This window comes from Acetobacterium wieringae, assembly GCF_001766835.1.
GTDB lineage: Bacteria > Bacillota > Clostridia > Eubacteriales > Eubacteriaceae > Acetobacterium > Acetobacterium wieringae.
Window position 1 is genome coordinate 19,744 of the sequence record NZ_LKEU01000026.1, and the last position, 26,456, is coordinate 46,199.

The 26,456-nt window shown below is 46.4% G+C and carries 24 protein-coding genes and 2 riboswitches; of the genes, 2 read left to right on the plus strand and 22 right to left on the minus strand.

What is annotated here, in order from left to right:
• Positions 1-26 precede the first annotated feature (26 nt).
• Positions 27-689, minus strand: coding sequence for a riboflavin synthase (locus ACWI_RS06490; RefSeq protein WP_070370621.1), 663 nt, complete (start codon positions 687-689; stop codon positions 27-29).
• Between the two features lie 3 nt (positions 690-692).
• A complete protein-coding gene (ribD, locus tag ACWI_RS06495) occupies positions 693-1,760 on the minus strand; it encodes a bifunctional diaminohydroxyphosphoribosylaminopyrimidine deaminase/5-amino-6-(5-phosphoribosylamino)uracil reductase RibD (RefSeq protein ID WP_070370687.1) in 1,068 nt (355 codons plus the stop codon).
• A gap of 164 nt (positions 1,761-1,924) precedes the next feature.
• Positions 1,925-2,040: riboswitch (FMN riboswitch) on the minus strand.
• 165 nt (positions 2,041-2,205) lie between these two features.
• Here ribD and ACWI_RS06500 point away from each other — a divergent pair.
• Positions 2,206-5,043 carry a bifunctional diguanylate cyclase/phosphodiesterase gene (locus ACWI_RS06500; protein WP_070370622.1) on the plus strand — a complete coding sequence of 946 codons (2,838 nt, stop codon included), beginning with the start codon at positions 2,206-2,208 and terminating at the stop codon, positions 5,041-5,043.
• Between the two features lie 230 nt (positions 5,044-5,273).
• Here the strand turns inward: ACWI_RS06500 and ACWI_RS06505 are convergent, their stop codons facing one another.
• The 5 genes from ACWI_RS06505 to ACWI_RS06525 form a co-directional block, all read right to left on the minus strand.
• Entirely contained in the window at positions 5,274-5,858 is a 585-nt protein-coding gene (locus ACWI_RS06505) for a thiamine phosphate synthase (protein ID WP_070370623.1), read from the minus strand.
• A 76-nt stretch (positions 5,859-5,934) separates the two neighbouring features.
• On the minus strand, positions 5,935-7,089 hold the full coding sequence (gene thiH, locus ACWI_RS06510) for a 2-iminoacetate synthase ThiH (RefSeq protein WP_084633540.1): 1,155 nt from the start codon (positions 7,087-7,089) through the stop codon (positions 5,935-5,937).
• Between the two features lies 1 nt (position 7,090).
• Positions 7,091-7,855 carry a thiazole synthase gene (locus ACWI_RS06515; protein WP_070370624.1) on the minus strand — a complete coding sequence of 255 codons (765 nt, stop codon included), beginning with the start codon at positions 7,853-7,855 and terminating at the stop codon, positions 7,091-7,093.
• A gap of 77 nt (positions 7,856-7,932) precedes the next feature.
• Positions 7,933-8,127 (minus strand): sulfur carrier protein ThiS, encoded by a 195-nt coding sequence (gene thiS, locus ACWI_RS06520; RefSeq protein WP_070370625.1) that lies wholly within the window; start codon positions 8,125-8,127, stop codon positions 7,933-7,935.
• 154 nt (positions 8,128-8,281) lie between these two features.
• Positions 8,282-8,566, minus strand: a complete 285-nt coding sequence (locus ACWI_RS06525; protein WP_070370626.1) for a hypothetical protein — start codon at positions 8,564-8,566, stop codon at positions 8,282-8,284.
• Positions 8,567-8,796: 230 nt separating this feature from the next.
• Here ACWI_RS06525 and ACWI_RS06530 point away from each other — a divergent pair, with 230 nt between their 5' ends.
• On the plus strand, positions 8,797-9,600 hold the full coding sequence (locus ACWI_RS06530; protein WP_070370627.1) for an HAD-IIA family hydrolase: 804 nt from the start codon (positions 8,797-8,799) through the stop codon (positions 9,598-9,600).
• Between the two features lie 94 nt (positions 9,601-9,694).
• On the opposite strand, the gene ACWI_RS06535 is transcribed toward ACWI_RS06530, so the two are convergent.
• From ACWI_RS06535 to ACWI_RS06605, 15 genes are all read right to left on the minus strand, one after another.
• Entirely contained in the window at positions 9,695-10,441 is a 747-nt protein-coding gene (locus ACWI_RS06535; RefSeq protein WP_070370628.1) for a TMEM165/GDT1 family protein, read from the minus strand.
• Between the two features lie 265 nt (positions 10,442-10,706).
• Positions 10,707-11,471, minus strand: coding sequence for an ABC transporter ATP-binding protein (locus ACWI_RS06540; protein ID WP_070370629.1), 765 nt, complete (start codon positions 11,469-11,471; stop codon positions 10,707-10,709).
• Complete coding sequence (locus tag ACWI_RS06545; RefSeq protein ID WP_070370630.1) at positions 11,464-12,297, minus strand: ABC transporter ATP-binding protein; 834 nt, start codon at positions 12,295-12,297, stop codon at positions 11,464-11,466. Before ACWI_RS06545 ends, ACWI_RS06540 begins: the two co-directional genes overlap by 8 nt.
• Positions 12,294-13,187, minus strand: a complete 894-nt coding sequence (opp1C, locus tag ACWI_RS06550; RefSeq protein WP_070370631.1) for a nickel/cobalt ABC transporter permease — start codon at positions 13,185-13,187, stop codon at positions 12,294-12,296. The genes ACWI_RS06545 and opp1C overlap by 4 nt, the downstream gene beginning before the upstream one ends.
• A gap of 1 nt (position 13,188) precedes the next feature.
• The gene (gene opp1B, locus ACWI_RS06555) at positions 13,189-14,115 is read right to left on the minus strand and encodes a nickel/cobalt ABC transporter permease (protein WP_070370632.1); all 927 of its coding nucleotides are present in this window, start codon (positions 14,113-14,115) and stop codon (positions 13,189-13,191) included.
• Between the two features lie 40 nt (positions 14,116-14,155).
• Complete coding sequence (gene nikA / locus ACWI_RS06560; RefSeq protein ID WP_070370633.1) at positions 14,156-15,751, minus strand: nickel ABC transporter substrate-binding protein; 1,596 nt, start codon at positions 15,749-15,751, stop codon at positions 14,156-14,158.
• Between the two features lie 212 nt (positions 15,752-15,963).
• Positions 15,964-16,155, minus strand: a riboswitch (cobalamin riboswitch).
• Positions 16,156-16,344: 189 nt separating this feature from the next.
• The gene (locus tag ACWI_RS06565; RefSeq protein WP_070370634.1) at positions 16,345-16,680 is read right to left on the minus strand and encodes a metal-sensing transcriptional repressor; all 336 of its coding nucleotides are present in this window, start codon (positions 16,678-16,680) and stop codon (positions 16,345-16,347) included.
• A gap of 90 nt (positions 16,681-16,770) precedes the next feature.
• Positions 16,771-17,523, minus strand: coding sequence for an ABC transporter ATP-binding protein (locus tag ACWI_RS06570; protein WP_070370635.1), 753 nt, complete (start codon positions 17,521-17,523; stop codon positions 16,771-16,773).
• 6 nt (positions 17,524-17,529) lie between these two features.
• Complete coding sequence (locus ACWI_RS06575) at positions 17,530-18,312, minus strand: ABC transporter ATP-binding protein (protein ID WP_070370636.1); 783 nt, start codon at positions 18,310-18,312, stop codon at positions 17,530-17,532.
• A 26-nt stretch (positions 18,313-18,338) separates the two neighbouring features.
• A complete protein-coding gene (nikC, locus tag ACWI_RS19520) occupies positions 18,339-20,771 on the minus strand; it encodes a nickel transporter permease (protein ID WP_084633541.1) in 2,433 nt (810 codons plus the stop codon).
• Positions 20,771-21,709, minus strand: a complete 939-nt coding sequence (gene nikB / locus ACWI_RS06585) for a nickel ABC transporter permease (RefSeq protein WP_070370637.1) — start codon at positions 21,707-21,709, stop codon at positions 20,771-20,773. Before nikB ends, nikC begins: the two co-directional genes overlap by 1 nt.
• 114 nt (positions 21,710-21,823) lie before the next feature.
• Positions 21,824-22,798 (minus strand): LysR family transcriptional regulator, encoded by a 975-nt coding sequence (locus ACWI_RS06590; RefSeq protein ID WP_084633542.1) that lies wholly within the window; start codon positions 22,796-22,798, stop codon positions 21,824-21,826.
• A gap of 49 nt (positions 22,799-22,847) precedes the next feature.
• Entirely contained in the window at positions 22,848-23,828 is a 981-nt protein-coding gene (locus ACWI_RS06595) for a M14 family metallopeptidase (RefSeq protein WP_070370638.1), read from the minus strand.
• 132 nt (positions 23,829-23,960) lie between these two features.
• On the minus strand, positions 23,961-24,719 hold the full coding sequence (locus tag ACWI_RS06600; RefSeq protein ID WP_070370639.1) for a class I SAM-dependent methyltransferase: 759 nt from the start codon (positions 24,717-24,719) through the stop codon (positions 23,961-23,963).
• Between the two features lie 231 nt (positions 24,720-24,950).
• Positions 24,951-26,366 (minus strand): MATE family efflux transporter, encoded by a 1,416-nt coding sequence (locus ACWI_RS06605; protein ID WP_070370640.1) that lies wholly within the window; start codon positions 26,364-26,366, stop codon positions 24,951-24,953.
• Positions 26,367-26,456 lie beyond the last annotated feature (90 nt).

The window sequence follows — 26,456 nt, forward strand, 5'->3', positions numbered from 1 at the left end:
CCTCACTTATTTTGATTATTTTTTTATTAAAACCCGGCCTTAGTCAGAAAATCAATGGTCACACCAGCGGATTTTTCCTGGTGGCGGTCTGTTTTGGGGGCTGGATTCATCAACAGCTTTTCGATATATTTGCCGACCAGGTCGTTTTCCAGATTGACCGGATCGCCAGGTTTCTTAATGCCCAGGATCGTCTGCTTCACCGTATGGGGAATGATGGACACCTTAAAGCTGACGGAAGTCATTTCGATGACCGTTAAGCTGATGCCATCAATGGCAATGGACCCTTTTTCGATGATGTAGCGGAGTATTTTTGGCGGTGCACCAATCTCAAAGATCACGGCATTATCATCTTTGGTGATTTGCACAATGTGACCGGTTCCGTCAATATGACCAGCTACCATATGCCCGCCAAAACGGCCATTGGCGGGCATTGCCCGTTCCAGGTTGACGGCTGATCCGCCTTTTAGATCGCCCAGATTGCTGCGGTTCAGCGTTTCACTCATGACATCGGCCATCCACTTATTTCCGCTTAACTGGGATACCGTCAGGCACACTCCATTCACCGCCACGCTGTCGCCCAGTTTTAAATCATCCATCGTGACCGCACCCTGAACCCACAGTTGGGAAGATCGTTGTCCCTTAATGACCGCAGTGATTTTGCCAACTTCTTCAATAATTCCTGTAAACATGTCTTACCTCTTTGTGTATTCGAGGCAGATATCATCCCCGAATATTTTTATTTTTCGATCCGTGAACTGGAAGGCCTGGGCTGGATCTGCCAGCCCCAGGCCTTCCACCGGAGTTTTGGCGGCCGCACCACCAAATATTTTGGGGGCCAGATAAACCTGGAGCTTACTCACAATACCGCTTTTTAAAGCGCTGAAATTCAGGGTACCGCCCCCTTCCAGCAGAATACTGTCGATTCCTTCCTGCCCCAAACGCACCATCAGTTCCCGGAGATCAAGATGTTCCCCAACTTTTGCACTTTTTAAAATTCTGCAGCCCATGATTTCAAACCGTTTTATTTTTTGCTGATCCTGAGAGCAGGTGGCCAGATAGGTCGGTATTTTCCGGGCCGATGTCACCACCTGTGCTGTCAGCGGAGTGCGCAAATAGGTATCACAGATAATCCGGATGGGGTTTCTGCCGCCTTCAATCCGACAGGTCAGTTGGGGATCATCCTGTAAAATGGTGTTGACCCCCACCATGATTCCCATCACTTCATTGCGGGTCTGATGAACGGCGTTCCTGGCCGCCTCTCCGGTAATCCATTTCGATTTCCCGGTACGGGTGGCAATTTTGCCATCCAGAGTCATGGCGTATTTCATTAACACATAAGGGGTTTTCGTTTTGATATAGTGAAAAAAAATTGTGTTTAGCTCCTGACACGCCTCTTCCTGCGCTCCGGTTATCACTGTGATCCCCTGCTGTCTGAGAATCTCAATTCCCTTGCCACCAACTAACGGATTGGGATCAGTCGCACCGATTATTACCTGGTTAATCCCGCTTTCGATAATGGCCTCGGTACATGGTGGTGTGTTGCCATAATGACAGCAGGGCTCGAGCGTCACATATAGGGTCGCCCCGACCGGTGACTCATTGCAGGCCGCCAGCGCATTACGCTCAGCATGCAGTCCTCCATACTTTTCGTGATAACCACTGCCAATAATCACATCATCTTTAACAATGACTGCTCCCACAAGAGGATTGGGATTTACCCAACCTCGACCTCTTTTAGCCAAATCGATGGCTATTTCCATGTAATGATCCTGTTTTTCCACCAGTATTCCTCCCTCAAAAATAAAAGTGCCCTGAATAAACATCCAGGGCACTTTTGTTCATAGATTTACTGATCCTTGTATAAAAAAAGCTCTGAAATGATTACCATTTCAGAGCTAACTAAACAAAGATATATGCAAATCTTTATTATCTTCTTTCATCCAGACTTTAACTGTCGGCCTCGGAATTACACCGAATCATACCTTGCGGCTCGTGGGCTATACCACCGGTAGGGAAACTATCCCTGCCCTGAAGACTTCATATTTAATTGATTAAACTTTAACATAATCGCAATATTCCTGTCAATAGAATAAAATTTATTTTTCTTTCAGCGCTTTTTCGTTTATAATAGGAACATGAAAAAGCAAGATAAAACTAACATATATCTACTATTGACTGACCCTTCAGAGAAAGGATGGCCCCATTGTGCACTGGTTTAAGAAAAGCCTGATCCGACGGGTGGGAACAATTGTTATCGGATTTATTATTGTTGCCTTTGCCGTTTATGGGATTATTTCCGTCCAAATGTTAAGTGGTTTTTTTGAAACCAACAGTAAAGAACAAATTTCCAAAGACGCCCAGCAAATTGCCACTGAAATTGACAAGTTTATCGAGAAGAATATTATTATTGTCGAACAGATGAAAACCAATCAGGATTATCAGGCTATCACTGAAGCGCTCAATACCCGGGAGGAAAAGCGCCAACATCCATTGTTTAATGTGATAACCCAGGAACTCCAGGCCATCAAGGCTTCTGATCCCAATATTTCTCTGGCTTACATCGGGGTTACCAAATCCAACGATCTGATTTCCTCGACCCCCGAATTTGATCCCAAACCAGACTATGATCTGAATAAACGACTCTGGTACATGGAAACCTTACAATCCCGGGGTGTGACCGTCACCAGTCCCTATATTGACATTGTTACCGAAAAAATGGTGGTCTCCATTACGACCCCGATCCTGAAAAACAACAATGTGATCGGCGCCATGGGCATTGACCTGCAGGTGACTGATATTTCCAAATTGATGAGCACCTACAAAGTCGGCAAAAACGGCTATACCCTATTAATCAATAAAGACGGCAGTATTTTTTATCATCCTGATGATCCTGAAGTTTTTGCTGCGGGAGGGGTTAATCCCTTCGCCTATCTTGACCTTTATATGAGCCAAATCACCTCCGGTGATAGTGGTGTCATTGAATACCAAATGGAAAATAACGCCAAATACATCGCCTATGTGCCCACCCAGTCATCCAACTGGATTGTGGTCACGGTCATCCCCCGGTCGGAAGTTTTGGCCCCGCTGAATCAGTTTATTTTTAGTCTGTTCTTTATTTCCCTGGTACTGCTGTTTATGATTGCGCTGTTTATCCGGCGGATGACCCGGCTTATTTCCGAACCGATTATAACCATTTCCGGTGCCGTTGAAACCTTCAGCCAGGGTGATCAGGAAATTAATCTGCCGAGCACCCTTTATGACCGGGAAGATGAGCTTGGTATTTTATCCCGGGGGCTCAAAATGATGAGCCATCGGATCATCCAATACATCGAAGAAGTTCAAACCAACAATCAGGCGTTGAACCAGGAAATTGACAAACGCCAGGCTGTTCAATCCCAGCTGGAAATGATTCTGGAGCTTTTATCCGGTACCGATGAAGGTATTTTTATTTTAAACGCAGAATTCTTCTGTATCTATCAAAATACCGCCTTTTCCCGAATGATTGGGATTCCGGAAACTGAAATCCCGGCGCTGAACCTTTCTGAAAAGGGCATCCTGATCAATCAACCCCTGATTGACAGCCTCGAGATGAATCCGGTCTGGTCCGGCGAAATTGAATATGCTCAAAATTCCTCCGAAACGCTGTTTCTGTTTTTGCGGATCAGTAAGGTGAAAAACGACGATACCGATTATTATATCGGCAACATCACCAATCTCACGGCCCATAAGCAAATCGAAAAAGATATTTATTATCTGAAGTATTTTGACCATCTGACCAAACTCAACAATAAGGTCTTTCTGGATGAATCGGGAATGGAATTAATCAGTGGAGACGGCAGCGCTGCCGGAAACCATGCCCTGATCCTGATCAATATCGATGATTTCCGAATTATCAATGAGGCTAAAGGGTTTGATTTTGGCAACAAGGTATTGATTGCCCTGGCCAATCGCCTGAAGACCCTGGTCAGCGATCAGGATGTGCTGGCCCGTTTGGGTAATGACGAGTTTGGTATACTGAAAGCGTATGTTTCTTCCAACGAAGATTTATATGAATACATCATGGATTTAAGCAAGGAACTGGAAAAACAGATTTCCATCCATGATGAAGAACTGATTGTTGATGTCAGTATCGGAATCAGTCTCTACCCCAACGATGCCAACCACTATGGCAAGCTTTTAAAGACTGCCGCTTCTGCCCTCAATAATGTCAAAGCCAACAAGGGACGGCGCTTTGAGTTCTATGATAAGGACATCAACAGCCTCTCGATTCAAAAATACGAAATGCAAAACAAGCTGCGCAATGCCCTAAGCAATCAGGAATTTGTTCTTTACTACCAGCCCCAGGTGGATATGGCCACCAATCAGATTCTCGGCCTGGAGGCTTTAATTCGTTGGAACAGCAGCAATGGGATGGTTCCTCCCGCAAGTTTTATTCCCATAGCCGAAGAATCGAATCTGATTATCCCTCTGGGCGAATGGGTGCTGGAAAATGCCTGTGAGTTTGGGAAAAAGCTTCAATCGCTGGGTTATCAAATACCGATTGCGGTTAATCTTTCGATGCTTCAGTTTAAGGCCCCCTATATCGGGGAACTGATTCAATCCATTTTAACCCGCACCCAGTTACCACCAGAGTTGCTGGAACTGGAAATCACCGAGGGGATTCTGATGGATAATGAAGACGAATGCGAAGCCATCCTGAGCGAATTCCACCGGATGGGGATCCAGGTTTCCATCGATGATTTTGGCACCGGCTACTCTTCTTTGAGTTATCTCAAGAAATTTGCCGTGGATAAGATCAAAATCGACCGTTCCTTTATTAAAGGGATTCCCCATTATGATAATGGCACCATTGCCAAAGTTATCATTGAACTGGCCTCAAATTTTAATCTCCAGGTCATTGCCGAAGGAGTGGAAACCCCCGAACAGATTGACTTTTTACTGAAAAATAATTGTCATATTGCCCAGGGCTTTTACTATGCCAAACCGCTTGACGAGGACCGACTACTGACTTTTATGGCAAAAACAAAAAGGGACATGGCATAGCCTTATCCCTCGTCAAAAAAGATAACCTAGTACCGACAATTGTTACATCATGTTGTACGCATCGGAGCGGACACGGCATCGCCTGTCCGATTCCGCAGCGTACAACAGATTAACAATTGGTCGGTACGATAGTTTACGACAACCTCAGGGATATGGCACATAGCCTTATCCCTTTATTTATTTATCTCCGATCCGCTTCAATTGTTGTTGTGCTATAAAAGAACCACTCATTAAACGATAAATCGTTGCGCCAGGGTTTCAGGATGATCGGTAGTCATCGCTTCGCTCATGATGCAAACGCCTTTAGCGCCAGCCATCATCGCAATTTTATAGTTGGCCTGACTGATCCCGCCGATGGCAAAAACCGGGATTGAGACGGAACTGCAGATCTCTTTAAGAAAAATCAGTCCCCGGGCTGGCAGACCTTTTTTGCAATCAGTGGGAAAAATATGACCGGCGATTAAATAATTGGCCCCCCAGGCTTCGGCTTCCCGGGCCTGTTCCACTGAGTGAATCGAGACCCCGACCTGCTTAAAGTTCCGGATCGCTTCGCAGGTTCTCCGAATGTCATGAATTGACACCTGTACCGCTTCCACCTTCAGTTTCTCGGCAATCTCAAGATTATGATTGATAATTAGTTTAATCAGGTGCCGATCACAGATTTCCTTTACTTTGATGGCCAGTTCCCTATAGTCTGCCTCGCTGAGTTCTTTTTCCCGCAGCATGATGGCATGGGGCTGCCCCTTGGCGATTTCTTCAATTCGACCGAGAAAATCATCCTGGCACAGTTTCTGGTTCGTTATACAAATCAGCATACTTGGCTCCTTTATTTTTCTTGTCTATAGTCTATCATATCCCGACTAAAAAACACCACCCATTTTAGTGAAGGTATTATACCCGGATATAGTCGCAATAAACCGGCTGAAGGCCCCGGTTTAAAATCATCTGATGGACCTCGGGAACGCTGCGGGGATCAGATATCTCAAATTGTTCATCGCCTTTTTCTTCCTGCTCATGTCCACCAACCCCAACACTGACACCGGCCGAAATTTTTGTTGCCACCATCCCGATGACATGGTCCCGAAAGCCCGGCCGTTCCCGGGTGGAAATGGTTATCCCGGCAAAAGGCATCAGCAACCGGTAGGCCAGCATCACCTGCAGCAGCTGTTTCTCATGGACGTCGTTAGGGTTGTTATCGGCTTTGTTAATAAAGGGGCGAAGCCGGGGCGTGGAAAAGCTGATTTCGGCATGGGGGTATTTCTGCAAAATAAAATAGGCGTGGAGTCCGGTGGCAAAGGCATCCTTCCGGAAGTTACCCAACCCCAACAGAGCCCCAAAAGAAACGCCCCGCATCCCCCCCAGCAAGGCCCGCTCCTGAGCCTCAAAGCGATAGGGAAAAACCCGCTTGGGCCCACTTAAATGAACCTGTTCATATCTGCTCAAATCATAGGTTTCCTGATAAACCGAAACAAAATCGGCTCCGCAGTTATGCAGATACGCATATTCATTGGTATTCAGCGGATAGATTTCTATCCCCACAGTGGCAAAATATTCTGCTGCCAGCTTAACCCCTTCGCCGATATATTCCACTCCCGAATGATGCCGGGATTCGCCGGTTAAGATCAAGATCTCTTTTAATCCGGTTTTGGCGATGGCTTTCAGTTCCGTCTCCATTTCCGCCAGACTAAGCTTACCCCGGCGGATTTTATTTTTACAATTAAATCCACAGTATACACAATTATTTTCACAATAATTGGCAATGTAAAGCGGGGTAAACAGACCGATGCTGTTACCAAAGTGTTTGTTTGTTTCGATCATCGCTTTTTTTGCCATTTCTTCTAAATATGGCGTCGCTGCCGGTGATAATAAGGCTCCATAATCGCTTATGGATAATCGTTCTTTTTTTAGGGCTTCTTCCACATCACTGTCGGTAATTTTCTGATCATCATACTTATCCACATTTTTTAAGACTTTATCCCGAATATCGGAGTCTATTTTCTCCATCTCAGGTTGATAGACCATTGGATCAGTGCGTTTTTTTATCATTCTAATCCTCCAAAAATCCGGTTAAGGGGCTGGACGCTTCGCCATGGGTTAAGACCCGGCCGAGACCGGCCAGATAGGCATTACGGCCCGACGCAATCGCCTGACCAAAAGCTTTGGCCATCAGCGGAATGTTTTTAGCTGTGGCCACTGCGGTATTGCACATCACCGCTGCCACGCCCATTTCCATCGCCTCACAGGCCTGGGACGGCCGCCCGATCCCCGCATCGACAATAATCGGAACTGGGATTTCACTAACTAGAATCTCAATAAAGTCCCGGGTACAAAGGCCCTTGTTGCTGCCAATCGGGGATGCCAGGGGCATCACTGCCGCTGCCCCGGCACTGACTAAATCCCGGGCTACATTTAAGTCCGGATACATATAGGGCATCACCACAAAGCCGTCCTTGGCCAGAATCTCGGTGGCCTTGATGGTTTCATAATTATCGGGAAACAGATATTTGGAATCCCTGATCACTTCCACCTTGATAAAATTCCCACAATTGATTTCCCGGGCCAGCCGGGCGATTTTGACCGCTTCCTCAGCCGTTCTGGCACCGGAGGTATTGGGCAGCAGGGTAATGTTTTTTGGGATATAATCCAGAATATTTTCTTCCCCACCGTGATTCGCCCGCCGTAGGGCCAGCGTGACGATTTCTGCCCCGCCGTTTTCAACCACCGCCTTGACAATTTCCAGTGAAAACTTTCCTGATCCCAGGATAAACCGGGAATTAAACGTGTGTCCGCCAATTACTAATTGATCTGTCATCTTTTCTCCTTTTGTTTTTTATTTCTTGTTTTTTAAGCCCTGTTCGTTCATGGTGATCTTTAGTCGGCTACTTACCATCACCCACCGCCAACGAAACGTACCACTTCCAGGGTATCCGTTTCACAAAGCAGCACCGCATCATAGCTCGATTTCGGAACGATTTCACCATTTCTGGCGACAGCCAGAGTAGCCACATCAAATCCATTGATTTCTAAAAACTGTAACAGACTCTGATTGTTAACCAGGGTCATTTCTTTTCCATTGACACGCATCTCACTTCCTCCTTTGCTGTTGCAGACGCAAAAAAAGCACAAAATGCGATTACACCCTTTCGGTGGTGTACCCCATTTTGTGCTTTATTTATTCTGTTTTGATTTTATTACATCAGCCCACTAAAGTCAAGATCTGTTTTTTAACCGCTTCTGTCTAACGGCGGGTATAGGCGTTGTAGGCCGCCATTTTACTCTTATCTTCTTCAATTTCCTGAATTTCTTTTTTTAAGGCTTCCAGCCGAACTGTTAATTCCGCTACTTCTGCTTCGTCAACCGGACGATTGGTCACTTCTTTCTTAATTCCCAAGGCTAACAGCTGATCGTCTTTTTCCTCGTACTCTTTACGGAGCAGTTCCAGGTTTGACTCACAAGAGATCAACTGTTTTTTAATCATTCGCATCACCCGCATATCATCATAATTATTTAAGATTGTCTCCATTTTATATCCCCTCGCTTCTCTGGTATCGTATTTTTCTTTTATTGCAGTTTATCACAGCTGATCGTGCAAATACCTATGCGAAGACGAAAAAATTTTGCCATGCTTATTTTTAATGATCTTTTTACATATATTTTCAGTTTTTTACATAAAATTGCCAAATTTTTAAGACGAACCCGGTTTTGTTGGGGTATAATATTGTAAATAAGTGAAAATTAATCGGAGGTAATAAAATGAATGAAGAGTTATTAGCATTAATTAAAGATAAAAAAGGCTTTATTTGCGATATGGATGGTGTCATCTACCATGGTAACAGACTATTGCCGGGAGTCAAGGAGTTTGTCAACTGGCTTTATGCTGAAGATAAGAACTTCCTCTTTTTAACAAATTCCAGCGAACGTTCACCCATTGAACTAAAAGAAAAACTAGCCCGACTGGGTCTGGAAATTGATGAAAGCCATTTTTATACCAGTGCCCTGGCCACTGCTAAATTCCTTAAAGATCAGTCCCCCGGCTGTTCGGCTTATGTCATTGGTGAACCGGGTCTGGTTAATGCCCTATATGATGTCGAAATTACCATGAATGATGTCGATCCGGACTATGTCGTTTTCGGCGAAACCCGCTCATATAATTACGAATCCGTGATGCGGGCAGTCAAATTGATTCAAAAAGGTGCCAAACTAATCGCCACCAATCCGGACTTAACTGGCCCCACCGAAGAAGGCATTGTACCAGCCTGTCGGGCCTTGGTGGCACCGATTGAACTGGCCACCGGTAAAGAAGCCTACTACGTCGGTAAACCCAATCCACTGATGATGCGTACCGGTATCAAACGGCTGGGCGTTCACAGTGATGATGCCCTGATTATCGGTGACCGGATGGATACCGATATTATTGCTGGTATTGAATCGGGTTTGACGACCTTCCTGGTCCTTAGTGGCGTGTCAACCCGGGACACGGTTAAGCAATTCCCCTACCGTCCCAACTATATTCTCACCGGTATTGATGAGATTGTCGCCGGTCTGGGACTTCAATAAAAATAATTGTGTTGGCTTTAGCCCCGGGTATTTGCGCTTATGTCATTCAACAATAATAAAAAGCAGGTAAGACCGCTACAGTCTTACCTGCTTTTTATTTGTCGTCTGATCGTTTTTTTGTCTGATCCACTGGACATGACGGATACGTATCCGAATGCCCTGCTTCCTTTTCCTTTTTAATTAGATAATAGGATGCCCCGGCTGTTAGAATAATCAAGACCAACATCAAGAGCAGCACTGTTGTCATCCCTAACTGCAACTGCTGGGTGGCTACCTGATAGGTACCAATAAAACCGAACAGCATAAAAGCTCCGGCGGATACCAGTTTGACCGTCCGCTCGGGTATTTTTTTACAGAGTACCACCCCGATGATAATCCCGATGGCATCGGCAATCAGCATTCCGGTGGTGGTTCCGATCAACACGCCAAGAGCATTTTCGGGAAATTTGGTGGCCAGGGCAATGGTTGCCAGCTGAGTTTTATCGCCCATTTCGGCGATAAAGAAAGCCACCGCCACGGTAATCACCGGACCAAAGCGGGTGGTCCGGTTCTCTTCGCCATCCAGTTTATCCCCCCGAATCGTCCAGAGTCCAAAAAAGATAAAGGACAATGACGCAATCCCCTGAATCCAGATCTGGGCACCATCAAAGCGGGTGATATAGTTTCCCACGGCTACCGCCAGGGCGTGGTTAAAGACGGTGGCAATAAAGACTCCGAGCATCACCTTCCCGGCCTGATACTTGGTAGCAAAGGCCATCGCCAACAACTGGGTTTTATCTCCCATTTCAGCCAGCACCACGGCTCCTACCGCTACTAAAAAAGCAATAAATCCTGTGTACATTTGTATTCCTTCCTGTTTTGTAATTTGAAAGCATCCCAAAATAAAAAGACTCCTAGCATAACCCACCACAAAATGGACTATGCTAAAAGTCTCGTTACCGGAATCGGCTACAAAGCCAGGCGACCATCGTCACCAGTATGTTGACTTTGTATAACAACTACTCCCTTTTAACAGTGTTATTTTACAACAATATCCCTGCTTTTGTCAATATATAAACCGGAACGCCTTTTTAATGCTATTTTTTACGCAGGCGTTCCGGTTTTATCTAAACCTCAAACGGAATATCCGATGCCAGCAAAGCTCTGGCATAGTGATTGTTGACCCGGGCCAATTCCCCACTTTCTACTTCTTCGACAATTTGCCCCTGATACAAAAAAGCAATCGTATCACAAAGATGGGCCACCGCCTGCAGATCGTGGGCCACAAAGAGATAGGTGATGTTCATCTCTACCCGCAGTTGATGAAGCAGCTTTAAAATCTGGGCCTGAACCGATACATCCAGTGAACTGATGGCTTCATCCAGCACAATAAAGCGGGGTTTCGTGGCAATGGCTCGGGCAATACAGACCCGTTGCAGCTGCCCACCGCTGAGTTCATGGGGGTATCGGTTTTTGACCTCTGGCTCCAGCCCTACCCTCACCAGCAGTTGCTCAATGTGCCAATCCAAATATTTTTCTGCACCACTGGCACAAAGCGGTTCAGCTATTGCTTCTGTTACGGTGTAGCGGGGATTGACCGAAGCGGTATAATCCTGGAATACCACCGACATTTTTCCCTTATTATTTTTAAGCCACTGTCTGACTGGCAGCCCTTCAAATAAAATACTGCCTTTCTCCGGCTTTTCCAGCCCCATCACCAGCCGGGCCAGGGTGCTTTTGCCACTGCCGCTTTCACCAATCAGGCCAACACAGGAGCCAGCAGTGATGCTTAAATTAACACCATTGAGGATTTTATTCCGGGCTCCCTTAAAATTTGTTCCTACCTGCAGATAGCTTTTTTCCAAATCCTTTATTTCCAGCAGATTAGCCATGGTGGTCTCCTTTTTTCATCGCCCTCTGAAAAGCGTGTGTCAATTCCAGTCGGGTATCAATCAGATATCGGGTGTAAGCATGCCGGGGATTTTTAAAAATGTCAACAGCGTCGCCATATTCCACCGCTACCCCATCTTTCATCACCAGTAGTTGATCGGAAAGATGCTTAACCACCCCCAGATCATGGGAAATAAAAATCAGGGCGGTGCCAATTTTCTGGCGGATGATTAAAAACTCCTCCACAACCTGTCCCTGATTAATCGAATCCAGGGCGGTGGTCGGCTCATCGGCAATAATCAACTCCGGCTCCATTGCCAGGGCGGTGGCAATCATGCAACGCTGCAGCATCCCGCCGGATAATTGGTGGGAATACTTTTTTATTACCTGATCCGGTTCCCGAATATTCATCACCGCCAGGGCCTCTTTCGCCAGGTTCATACTCTGCTTTTTTGTTAGCCCCTTATTCTCGACAAAGGTTTCGGCCATCTGATCGCCGATTCTGGTGATCGGATCAAAGGCCGACATGGCATCCTGGAGAATCATGGCAATCTGTTTTCCGCGGATTTCCCGCAGGGTATCTTCGTTTTGTCTGAGCAAATCAATGGCTTCACCGGACGTTTTAAAAACGGCCTTTCCCTGGTGTTTTAACCAGGGGTTGGTGATTCCCAACAGGGCCCGGGTGATCATCGATTTACCACTGCCACTTTCCCCGACAATTCCCAGACAAGAGTTTTTGGCCACTGAAAAACTGATATCATGAATGATTTCATCCTGATCCCGCGAATCAGTTACCCGCAAATTATTCACCTCAAGAATTACACTCATTCGATCACCGCCTTTTTGCGCCCAAACATCGCCCCAAACAATGATCGCCTGGTTTTAAAGACCTTGTCGATCTTGGGATTCATCGCTTCCTGAATACTGTCACCCAAAAAATTAAAGGCTGCCACCACCATAAAAATCGCCACGCCCGGCGCCAGCATCTGGCCAGGATTGGTGGTCATCACATTTTTGGCTTCGTTGAGCATCATCCCCCACTCGGCGGTGGGCGGCTGCACCCCCAGTCCCAGAAAGGACAGGGCTGATATATTGAGAATTGTTCCTGCGGTATCCAGTGTCGCCAGCACCGCAATCTCCCCCAGCGCTCCAACCAACAGATGTTTTCTGATGATGTGTCCGGTTGAACAGCCGGATACCTTGGCAAATCGGATATAGTTACTATCCATAAACTGAATGATGATTGCCCGGATCATCCGCACATACCAGGCCCATTTGGCAATCACCGTGGCCAGAACAATATTGGCGATTCCGGTTCCGAGGATTCCCACAATGGCCAGAATCAGCACCTCACTGGGAAAAGACAGCATGATATCACAAATCCGCATTATCACATCATCAAGCCGGCCCCGGAAATAACCGGCAAGCACCCCCAGCACCGTGCCGATTAAAATCGTTACCGCCATGGTCATGAGCGAGACCAGAATGGTGACCCGGCCACCATATAAAATCCGGGAAAAGACGTCCCGACCCAGTTGATCGGTTCCAAACCAATGAGCCAGCGACGGCCCCTGAAATTTATTGATAATGTTCTGGGCAGTCGGATCATAGGGCGCAACCAGGGGTGCCAGAACAGCTAGCAGAATCACCGTCCCCAGAAAAAAGCTGACGGACATTGCCAGGGTATCGTTTCGGAAACGTTTAAAAAAACCGACCATCTCAGGCCTCCCTTCTGCGGGGATCAATCCAGACCGATCCCATATCGACCAGTAAATTACAAAAAACAAACAACACCGCCATAATCAGGACATAGGCTTGAATCATCGGAAAGTCCCGATTAAAAATAGCGGTCACACAAAGCCTACCGATACCCGGCCAGGCAAAAATATTTTCAATCACCACGGTTCCAGCAATCAACTTCGGAATTGACATCCCCAAAGCGGTTAGCGAAGTTTGCAGTGAGTTTTTAAAAACATGCCGGGTGATGGTCTTCTCTGATAGACCCCGAACCCGGCCATACAGCACATAATTTTCCCGCTTGTTCTGAATCATAGTGTTGCGGATCAGCCGGACATAGGTGGAAATATACCCCAGCGCCAGGGTTACCGCCGGTAAAATGACAGCGCCCGGAGCCGTCATCCCGCTGGTTGGCAGCCATTTGAGCTTAACGGCAAAAAGCCACATCAAGAGGATCCCGGCCCAAAAACCGGGGATGGCGGTTCCCACAAAGACAATTCCCCGTAAGGCCTTATCTGTCAGGCTATCTTCCTTTACCGCACATAAAACCCCAACCCCCACTGAAACAACCACAATGATCATTAAGGATACCCCAGCCAGATAGAGCGTTGGCGGCAGAGCCTTGGCAATTTCCTGTGCTACCGGTTTATTATTGACATAACTGTGACCAAAATCACCCTGCAGGGCATTGCCCAGCCAGGTAGCGTAGCGGGTTAAGAAGGGATCATCGAGACCGAGTTGCTCCCGCATCTGGGCGACATTTTCAGCCGTTGGGGTGATCTCATTGACCCGGATTGCCACCTCAGCGGGATCACTGGGGCTTAAATTAATCAGTATAAAGGCAAAAAAGGAGATTCCGATCAAAATCGGAATCATCCACAGGAGCCTTTTGACGAAGTATTGCTTCATGGTCTTACTCCCTTTTGTTTTCGATAATCAAAATTGGTGATTAATTGGAAAAGTACATTTTTTCGAAGGGGATTTCATATTGCGAATCGTTAAAGCTTACCCCTTCAAGTCCCTTGATTCCCACTGCCTTGGTTTTTGAATAGGAGATCGGGACATAGACATATTGATCATTAATATAGGTCAGTACCTCTTTATACATATCGGCCCGCTTGCTGTCGTCTGATTCGATCATAATCTTCGTGATGGTTTCATCCAGCCACTGCTTTTTTTCCAATCCAACCTGAGCCTGATAATCCCCGTGCGCCGGAATTCTCCAGGATGAAACATAGGATTGGGGATCATAAGGGGTTCCCCATGACAGCGAATACTGCAGATCAAAATCCCCGGTTTTCTGACGATCCAGGAAGGCCTGTTTTTCTTCCCCAAGAATATTCATCTTGATGCCTACGGCTGCCAGATCGGCCTGAATGGAGGTGGCAATGGTACCTTCCTGGGCGTTCTTGGAATTATAGGAAAGGATAATCTCACATTTCTGACCATCCTTTTCCCGAACCCCATCACTTCCTGGTTTCCAACCGGCTTCATCGAGCAGCTGTTGGGCTTTTTCCTGATTATAGGCGATGGTTTTAAAATCGATATCACAGTAGGGAACATCTTTAGACAGTAGCGTATCGGCCTGATCCTCCGAGTTATTTAAAATTCCCTGAATGATGTTTTCCTTGTTTACGGCATATTCAATGGCTTCTCGAACTTTAATATCTTTGGTAATCGGTGAATTACTATTGATAAGAATCGCTCGTGAAGCGACCGGCTCACTTATATAGGTTTTGTAGGCTCCTTCATCTTCCAACTTCTTATAGGAATCTAGATCAACCTGATCACCATCGGCTCCGAAAAGTAAATCGACCTCGCCGTTTTGCAAAGCTAACAGGATCGTCTGGGAATCTGGCATGACCTTCCAGTTAATGGTTTTAATTTTAGTTTTGTCACCCCAATAAGTTTCATTCTGCGTAAAGGTGGCATACTGATTGTCGACATGCTCCGATAACACCCAGGGGCCGGTTCCGATATAGCCGCTAACCCCTTCTTTGGTGGTGCCATTGACAAAACAGTTGGGGGAAATAAAGCGGAAGGGTCGAGTCAGTCCCAATTCCACCAGGGTTGGATAGTAGGGATGCTTTAACACCAATTTGAAGGTGTGTTCATCGACCACCACATTTTCCTTGATCTCATTAACCATATCCAACCAGGAATGGCGTTCAGCATTACCAAGAATGGCATCCATATTCAGCTTGACTGCGGCGGCATTAAACGGCGCACCATCGGTAAAGGTGACCCCTTCTCTTAAATGAAAGGTGTATTCCAGACCATCTGCTGAAATTTCCCAGCTTTCGGCCAGAGCTGGCTTCACTTCTCCGCCTTCATTCTTGGTCAGGCCTTCAAACACCATGTTCTGAGCTGACATTTCACCCGAATACAAATGCGGGTTGATATCCCGAATATCCTTGGTGCAGGCGTAATTTAAAGCTTCTTTAGTCGACACATCACTTTTAGCTGATGCTCCTGAGCAACCGGCAAACATTCCGGCACACAACACGGCGGTCATTACCACCGCTAAACCCTTTTTCAATTTCATTTTCTTTTTCTCCTCAAAAAATACTTATTTATTTGATTTGCTCGGCTTTTACCATTGCACATTCTGGTAAAGAAACCCCGCTCTATCACAATGTAAGACTTCACTGTGGCAATATTGATGCTTTTTTCCATAAAAAAACCTCACCATCTCCAAAAAGATAGTGAGGTCGCAAAAAGCCTGCAAAAAAAACACCTCCTCTATCGCACGTAGAGTCTGAGTAATTAAAGCAGGCAGGTCTTCTGGCTCAAGCGTCAACATTACCTCCTGCCTTCCCATTTCTGGTGGCATTCCTGGAGGAACTCTTCTTTTACAGCGGCGGGACCGCGGGGGACTTTCACCCCTCTTCCCTTTTCACCGGCCTGTAACCCTTCGTTACTGCCGGCACCTGTTTTATTAATATTTAATTCGTTGTCGGTGTTTTAAAAAACACTAAAAAACAGAAACAATGCCACAATCAGGTGTCTTTCATTGTTTCTGTTTGCCATTTTAACATGCTTAAACCACCTATGCAAGTCTCTTTTGTGGAAATGATATTCTGTTTTGGAATATCGTTCCATGCCAATCGCGTTTTACCCGGTTTTTAGCCACAGCCATTATTTCATAAAGCGGTCAATTGCTTTTCTGAGTTCTGCCAAAGCCTTTTCGTCGTTATTTTCCACCGCATCAACGATACAATGCTCAATATGATCCTGTAAAATAATTTTGCCAACGTTATTAATGGCCGATTTCACCGCTGACAACTGGATCAGCACCTCGCTACAGTCTCTTCCCGATTCGACCATTTTTTTCACCGATTCAAGATGACCCGCAGCCCGGGAAAGGCGATTCAACACGGATTTGGTTTGGGTATGTTCATGATGATGATGGTGATCTCCGCCGTGGCTACTATCATGTCCGGCATCATTCCATTCTTCCTGATGTTTATGCATCTCCGTTCACCTCATTTTCTATATCTGTTTAACCCATTATAACAGATATAGAAAAAGGACACCACCCAAGGGGAGATGCCCTTTCATATTTTACAGAATCGAATCGATCAGTTTTTTTGTATAGGCTTCCCGGGGATTGGCAATCACCTCATCCGGGGTACCGGCTTCCACCACCCGCCCCTGATGCATTACCAGCACCCGGTCGCAGCATTGCTGCACCAGGGCCAGATCATGACAGATCATCAGTTGCGACATCCCCTGATCTTTTCGCAATTGTGTTAGGAGTGCCATAATCTGAGACTGCACGGTTACATCCAGGGCGCTGGTCGCTTCATCACAGATGAGCAGTTGGGGTTGCCGGGCAAGTGCCCGGGCAATTGAGGCCCGCTGACACTCGCCACCGCTGACCTCACTGGGATAACGGCTAACAAATTCCGGGCCAAGGCCGCAGATTTCCAGATAGTCAATGGCTTTATTTTTAGCCTCCCGACGCCCCATACCCTGATTGATCAGCCCTTCCATGACACTTTCCCCCAGCCGAATCCGGGGATTAAAGGAATCCACCGGCATCTGAAAGACCATCTGAACCAGATGGTAAAGCCGTTTCAGTTCTTTTCCCTTAGGGTTTTTAAGTGTTTTGCCATCCAGAACAATCTCACCGCCATCCAACGATTCCAGTCCGGTGATCAGCTTGGCAACCGTGCTTTTACCGCTGCCGCTTTCGCCCACCAGGGCCAGACATTCGCCTTTTTCGACATGGAAGCTAATCTCATCAACCGCACAAATGGTGGTTTTTCCTTTGGTATAGGTTTTTTTTAAATTGTTGACTGCTAAAATCGTCATCACATTTCACCTTTTTATCCGGGGCATGGCCGCAATCAGCTGGCGGGTGTAATCCTGCTGAGGATGATCAATGACCTCCCGGGCTTTGCCATATTCAACCAGCTTACCCTTGCACATCACCGCCACGGTATCGGCCATAAATGACACCACCCCAATATTATGGGTCACCACCACAATTCCGGTTCCAAATGCTTCCCGCATCGCCATCAGTTCCCGGACCACCTGGGCCTGGACGGTGACGTCCAGCGCCGAGGTCGGCTCATCGGCAAAGAGCAGCTCCGGTTCCAGCAGCATTGCCATGACAATCCCGACCCGTTGATTCATCCCGCCGGATAATTCAAAGGGATAGCTCTTTAAAATCCGCTCAGTGTCATATAAATGAATCTTCTTAAACAGAGCTGTGGCTTTTTCCCGAACCAGCCGGCGGTCACTGATGCCATGCTGGGCCATGGTTTCATAAAGCTGCTCGCCAATGGTCCGGATTGGACACAGGGCACTGCCACAGTTCTGAAAAATCATCCCCATTTCTGGTCCCCGCAGCATCCGCAATGCTTCATCATCAAGATCAAGAACCGGCTTCCCCTTATATACGATCTCGCCCCGATTGACCAATCCATCCGGGCCCAGAAGACCCATGGCCGCCTTGATCAGGGTGCTTTTGCCACTGCCGGACTCGCCGACAATCCCGAGGATTTCACCCGGTTGCATGGTTAAGTTGATCCCCCGAACCATCGGCTCCCCATCATAGGATATTTCAACATTTTTAAATTCCAGTAATGGTTGTTGCATAAACCCTCTCTTCTGATCGGGACGACTTATTCGTTAATGTCCAGATCGGCTGTGATTTCATAATAGTCTGATGGGTGAGCGGTAAAGCCGGTTACCCCCTTTTTCATCACAAAAGACATTTTTAAATGAGAGGCGTAGATATAAGCATTGTCATCAAGAACTTGCTGGGCAATTGAAACCGCCAGCGTTGCCCGTTTTTCGGTGTCAAATTCGCTTCGCAGCTGGGCAACCAGGGCTTCCACCTTGTCGCTATGGTAATGTCCCCGGTTGTAGTCAGAATTATCAACCACATGGGTGGTGAAATAATACTGGGGATCTCCGGTGGGCGCAGTTACAAAGGCGTTGGCAAAAACATCATAATCGCCGGCTTTCAGGAAATCCTTGTAGGAATCGGTGGCGTTGACCTGTACATCAATCCCGGCTTGTTTATAGGTGGCCTGAACCGATTCGGCCAGTAGCGGCAACTCCTGACGGGAGGTGTAGGTCAGCCACTTGATCGATAATTTCTGGCCATCTTTTTCGCGGATGCCATCACCATCGGTATCAACCCAGCCTGCTGCTTCCAGCACCTTTTTTGCACCTTCAATGTCATAAGCAGCGTCCTTTACCTTGTCGCCACCATAAGGCAGGTTAGCCGGGAATGGACCAATCGCCGGAGTCCCATTGCCATGAAGTAAAACGGTCGTAAAGCCGTCTTTATCCATACTCATAGCCATGGCTTTACGAACGGCATCGTCTTTAATCACTGCTGAATTATAATTTAAAGCTGCCTGATATACCCGGGAGGTATTGGTTGAACTGATGGTATAATCCTTGTTTTCCTGGAAAAGTTCCAGACTGGCATAGGGCAGGCCCTGAGCCGCATCAATTTCGCCGCTTTGCAGCGCCATCGTCAGAGTATCGCCATCGATGATGCTTTTTACATTAACCTTTCCAACCTTTGGCTTGCCGCCCCAGTAGTCCATATTGGCTTCCAGGTTGACTTCAGTCTCAGTGATGGTTTTAGCCACATAAGGACCCGTTCCAACAACATTTTTGTCAGCGGTGACGCCAGCTTCCATATCGATAATACAGCCATAAGGATCACAGAGGTAGTTAATCAGGGCCGGCACCTTGTTTTCTGAGACAATGGTAACACTCTGGCCATCGGCGCTAATTGATTTAATCTGCAAATCTTTGGGCGCCCGGTCATGTTTAGCAATCAGATCTTCAAAACAGGCTTTAACGGCTTCGCCAGTCACTTTCTTGCCATTGGAGAAGGTAATATCATCCCGTAAATTGATTTTGACGGTGTTGTCATCGATCTGTTCATAATCTTTGGCCAGCCAGGGCTCCAGCTCCATCTTTTCATTGAATTTAAAGAGGGTTTCACCGACCCCATAACGCAGGGCTGACCAACCAATGTAGGATTCATGGGGGTTCATTCCCACATTCGAATTACTCACACTATAGGCCATAGTGCCGTAGTTAAACACCTTTTCTTCCGCACTTTTCGTGCTGGTTGAACCGGCACAGCCGGTCAGCATCCCGCCAACCAGTACGGTTGACAGCAATAATGCCAGAATCTTACTTTTTACTTTCATTTCTACTCCTTTTTTTCTTTTAGTTTTGGGATCCAGAACATCTCTGACGGTATCCCCCAGTAAATTAAATAATGTTACTGATATAAAAATAGCACAACCAGGTGCTAGAATTACCCATGGTGCGGTCTGCAGCATGCTACGCCCTTCGCTCATCATTGAACCCCACTCTGCAATCGGCGGCATCGCTCCGAGACCCAGAAAAGACAATCCCGCCAGCTCCATCATCATGGTGCCAATATCCAAGGTGGCGGTGACCAGAATCGGGCCAATTATATTGGGCAGAATATGCTTAAAAACAATTTTGACCGAACCGGAACCACTAAGCCTGGCGGCGGCGATATAAGGCATGTTTTTAATGGCCAGCACCTGCCCTCTGGCCAATCGGGCAAATTTAGGCCAGGAAATACAGGCCAGCGCCACCACCGCATTGATCAGTCCGCCACCTAAAATGCCGGCCACAGCTATGGCAAAAACCATTCCCGGAAAAGCCAGAAAAACATCCGATACCCGCATGATAAACGAATCAATTTTACCACCCTGATAACCACACAATAACCCGACTAAAGTACCAAATCCGGTAATGACCCCCACCAGCAGAAGCGCCGAATAAATAGTGGTTTGTCCCCCCATCATCACCCGGGACAACTCATCCCGACCATACCGATCAGTCCCCAGCGGGTGTTCCGGACTGGGGGGCTGCAGGGCCTTCATCAGATCCTGAGCATAGGGATCATAGGGAACAATCTGGGGTGCCAGGGCCGCCACCAGTAATAAAATTATCACCAATGTCAGAAAAAGATAGAACTTTGTCATCGTACGCTCTTTTTTTATCTTCCGGGTTCTGACACGAACCGCTGTACGCTCTATTCCTTCCATCAGCCCTCCTGTTCCAATCGAATCCGGGGATCCAGATAATGATAGATGATATCGGTCACCAGATTAACACCCACATAAATAATCGCCATCCAGATGACATAGGCCTGGATCATCGGGTAATCCCGCATCATAATCGAATCCACCGCCAGCTTCCCGACCCCATCCCACATAAAGATGGATTCAACAATTGCCGTTCCACCCAGTAACGACCCAATTGACAGCGCCAGCAGGGTGACAATGGTCAGCATCGCAGTCTTTAACACACTGGCAAAAAGCACCACCGGCTCCCTGATCCCCCTGGCCCGGGCCCCAATGACATAGTCCTTATTAAGCTCATCCAGTACCGTGGTGCGAACCTGGCGGGTGTATTTGGCCGACATGGCTATCGCCAGAGTCAGCGTCGGCAAAACGATGCTCTTTAAACTGCCATTGCCCATAACCGGGAACAGCTTTAGCTGTAAGGCCAGAAAATAGATCAGCAGCAGCGAGACAAAAAAACCCGGCAAGGCATTGCCAATAAAACTGAAAAAACGGATCAGATAATCGGTGAAACGATTATGCCGGACGGCCGCTAAAACGCCAAAGGGAATCGAAATCAGGACGGTAAGTAAAATCGAAGTCAGTGTCAGAAAAATTGTCGCTGGCAATTTTGACACAAAGGTTTCAAAAACCGGTTTATTGGAAATATAAGAAACACCCATATCGCCGGTTAATACCCCGCCCAGCCAGTTGGTATACTGAATAAGAAAGGGCTGATCGAGCCCCAGTTCATGCCTTTTCTCGGCCTTGACTTCTTCGGATACGCCGCCACTGGCGTTGTCGTATAAGGCATCCACGGCATCCCCGGCGGCTGACTGCATCAGGGTGAAGGATAAGAGGGTAATGCCCAGAATGATTGGGATTAACTGTAACAGACGTTTTCCAACGTATTTTTTCATTGACGCATAACCTTTCTCGCATTAGCGCATTTACCGGTAAGATTTTATCACTTAAAAAATGGTGTTACAACCTCCATGGGGGGTTATTCCGCCATTCCAATTTAGCATACCTTCTTATTCCATTTGGCCTTTCACGGGATCTCCCGATTCCAGATTTGCCATAATAAATTCCAGAAACCGCTTGCCCCATTCACTGTGTTCTTCTTGCCGCCTGTGGATATAGCCAAACATCACCACATTCTCCTTTTCGAACAGAGGAATACCGTTGATTTCCTTCTCGTCCACATCAGCAGTGATATAACCACTGCCGATATTAGCCAGATCAGTGGTTTGCAGTAGCTGCATCATCACACAGTCACTGTTGGTCACCACCACACTCTCCAGAGCGGGCATATCTTTTCCTTGCGGATTGGTTATTTTCCAGTAATTGTTGAGATCAAATTCGTCTTCATAGCACTGCACCAGCTTAAGCTTTTTCAGTTCTGCTTCACTGATCTCGCGGGCCTGATAGAGCGGGTGTTTCTGACCCAAATACAAAACCACCTGGGTTTTTTTAAGCTCCACAAATTCTAAATGGTTTCTGGTCAAGATATACTGAAAGGCGGTATTCTGACTGTCCATCACATAGACAAAGCCCAGCTCATCCTGATAACCGGCCACACGCTTGATGATTTCTGCCACCGAGGCGCTATAAAGCTGAAAATGCAATTGTTTGACGTGAAAGCGATTATAAAAATCGGCAAATACCTTAGCCATCCAGGCACTGGGATTACTGGCGATCTGCAATTGCTCAATCCGGTCCGTCTGCGAAAAAGAAGACAGCATTTCGATGTTCTCAATGGCTTTGCAGGCATACTCATAGACGTGTTTCCCCCGGGATGACAATAGAATCCCCCGACTTTTGCGATGAAAGAGGCTAAATCCGAGATGTTCTTCCAGCGCCTTGATTGCCTTGCTGACATTGGGTTGGGTCGTATAAAGGATTTCCGCAGCTTTACTGAATGATCCCACATCGGCACAGACCACAAAATATTTCAGTTGCTTAAGTTCAATCATATCACACACCTTTTTGAAGTGATTATCCTTCATTTAAAACCATCCTTCTGCTAAAATCAATTGTCATTACATTTTACTTTTTTTATTTCCCATTTACATGATACTCGTCATTTTTTATTTTTCCATAGGCAATCATTGGGCTCTTTTTTAGAATGGTCAGCGAACTGACCTGATAAAGAACGATCCCATCATATTTGGCGATGCAGGTTTGTAGAACCTTGCCAAAATAATCTTTGATTACACCCAGGTTCTCGCCTTTTAAAAACGGCTCACCGGCTTTTTTATTGGGGTACCAGCATCCGGTGACTTGGGCATCTTCATAAACGGCATCCACCACCTCTTGCTGTTTACCTGCGGATGTCCGCATCGGCTCAGCCAAAACCTTTAGATAGCGCAAGACATTTTTAACATCTTCCTGGTATTTTTTTATCTCATCTTCAGACCAACGGGCTTCGCCGCCCCGTTCAATCAAAATGCCGGGAATCCCCATCGAACCGGCATAATTATAGGCGCCACTGGTAGCCAGATAGGATTTAACCCGATAGGGCACCAATACCGCCGCGGCCATGGCCTCAGACTCACTGACGACTACCTCTTTGGCCGCACCGACATAATAAACGTAAGGGGTCAGCGACTCATAACCATCCCCGGCATGAAGGTCAATCAAGCGATCGGCTTTTTTAAAAAACATTTCTGTTAAAAAAGCCGCCAGCTTATCGCCGGTTGTGCCGTCCGGATCACCCGGAAAAATCCGGTTGAGGTTTTTTCCATCCTCAGCCACCACACTCATCGTCCGGTTTTCAAATCCGCTGATATTGACCGGATGAATGATGATCAGGCAGCCGGCTACTGTTTCTGGCGTGATTTCCTGAGCCAGACGAATCGCTGTTTCGATTCCGGTATATTCGGCGTTATGGACTCCGCCGGTAATCAGCACGGTTTTTCCGGCACTTTGGCCATTAATAATGGTCACCGGCATTTTAAGCTCCGTTTTGGGCACCGCCACGTAGCCGGAAACCTTTGTTCCTTTTTTTGCCACCAGATTATCAATTACTATTTCCAAGTGTCTTCCTCCTTTTGTCAAATAAAAAATACTTTATAAACTCATTTTTAGCTTTTTAAAATATCTAATCTAAAAACGAGACCGTAATTCCGTTCTGGGAATTACGGTCTCACCAGTTTATTTTAGCGCAATTTATTTTTCGGCAAAAATCATAAACATCGGGGTGGACGCATAATTGATCTGTTCTTCCTGATCCCAGACTACCGCACCAATCCCCTGTTCAACCATGACCTTATTAAAACCGGTATTAATCAGAATTGCTGCATCCCACTGGGGCCGCATGGTTCGGCTCAGCGGCAGATTCATGGCAATTTCTTCCATCGCTTTAGTATCGGTCTTGATATAGTGGTCATTAACCCCTGCTTCTTCCGATTTAATCCGATCGTTAAAGTATTCCTGTCGTTTTTCTCCATCATAAAGATGGAGATACCAGTTGGCATCAAAATTCAGGATCCTACCGCCTGGCGCCAGTACCCGATGCCATTCTTTATAGGCTTCATCCGGACGTTCCAGATTCCAGGTCAGGTTCCGGGTAACAATCAGATCAAAACTGTTATCTGCAAAGCTTAAATGATGAGCATCCATCTGCATAAAATTGATTTGATTCCGGTAATAACCGGCATTTTGTTTAGCCTTATGGAGCATGGCATCGGTGTAGTCTACCGCGGTTACATCATAGCCACAGGAGGCCATTGTAATGGCAAAGAAACCCGGGCCGGTGCCAATATCCAAAACTTTAAGCTTACGGCCAATCACGGCTGGCTTATAACGATTGATCAGTTCTTTCCAGACATCCATTTTGTAGCTGTTCAGCTCCGCCACATTGACCTCAGAATAACCTTCTGAACGTTTATCCCAATAATTTTCCACTTTTTCAAGAATGTTTTCCATTATTATTCCCCTTTTTTGCCTGATACAATAAAAAAAGCCATAAAGAAACAAGCCGATCTTCTGATCGAAATGAGTCTTCATGACTTTCTTGTATATACGTGTATTTAATTTAGCCGTATTTTCTCATAATCTTCTTGTTCTGTCAAGGACTATTCTTTTGGGAACTAAGACAAACCTCTTCAAATTTTACAGAATAGTAATTTTAGAAAGAAAAAATTTGTATTTTATGGTTTATTCGAAACCCTCCAGGGCATTAAGTCGTTTAAATTCACCCATCCAGTCGCCTTTAAAATAATAGATCGCCATTCCCAATGCCGTGGATGCCCAGGTAATCGGATAGGTCATGGCAATCCCGGTAATACTCTGATTGGATGCCATAATCATAAACAGCAGCACGGTCCGTAATACACAGATATTGGTTAAAATAATCACCATCGGGGGCACCGCTTTACCGGCTCCGCGAATGGTGCCACCCAGCACTTCCAGAATCAGGTAAACAAAATAAAACGGTACCGTCACCGAAATAATCTGAACCCCCAAATCAAGGACCCCCGGATCACTGTTGATGGCACTGAAGGCCTGACGGCCAAAAGCCAGTACCAGGGCGCTCATAAGGGCAGTGACCCCGATCCCCATGGCCAAACAGACCCGGGTGCCTTTTTTAACCCGTTCATATTCACTGGCTCCCAGATTTTGACTGGTAAAGGTTGAAATCGCCTGACCAAAAGCCAGAATTGGCAGATAAATTAGTAGTTCGACTTTAAAATAGGCCGTAAAAGCCGCAATTGAATCAATCCCCAAGCTATTGACATGAAATTGGACAAAAACATTGGACACCGTAATAACTAACGCTTGCAGACCACTGGGGACACCAATTTTTAAAATCTTGCTTAACAACTGGACATCCATCCGAATCTTTTTCCACTCCAGCCGGGATTCCGGCTCCAGACGCATCAGGTAAAGAAGCGCCAATCCGGCAGCCACTGATTGCGAAAATAAAGTCGCCAGGGCAACGCCGACTACACCGTTTTTAAAAAGGAAAATAAAAATTGCATCCATCACTACATTGACCAAACCGCCAATCAGTTGGATATGCATGGTGGTTTTTGAATCGCCCAGGGCCCGGATAATCCCAGCGGCCATATTATAGGTGACTAATGTAATAATGCTGATAAAGTATACCCGGACATAGGAAACCGCCATACCCATGATCTCATCTGGCGTATTAATCATCTTAAGAAAATAGGGTGCCCCAATCAGTCCGATCACCATCATGATCAGACCACAGATAAAAGCCAACCCTACGGTTGTATGAATCACCTTTTTTAATTCACGTCTCTTGCCACTACCAAATACATAAGCGGTCACCGCACTGGAACCGACCGACATACCCGAAAAAAAGCCAACCAGACAGGTGACAAATAAGGTACTGGCACCGACTGCAGCGGCTGCTTCCTTACCCAAAAAATTACCCACGTAGATCAGATCAACGGTATTGTAAAGTTGCTGAATAAAGCTGGTTCCCAATAGCGGCAGGGCAAAAAATAGTAACTTCTTCCAAATGACTCCTTTGGTTAAACTATTGTTTTTTATACCTTTACCCTCCTTATTTGCTGATCCATTTAAACTGTTAATAAAAAAAGCCATGAAAGTTAATCACACTTAACCTTCATGGCTTTTTCTATTGATGTTCAGATCAATAAAAATGTTATCCTCTTCGTTTTTAGATCCAACCAG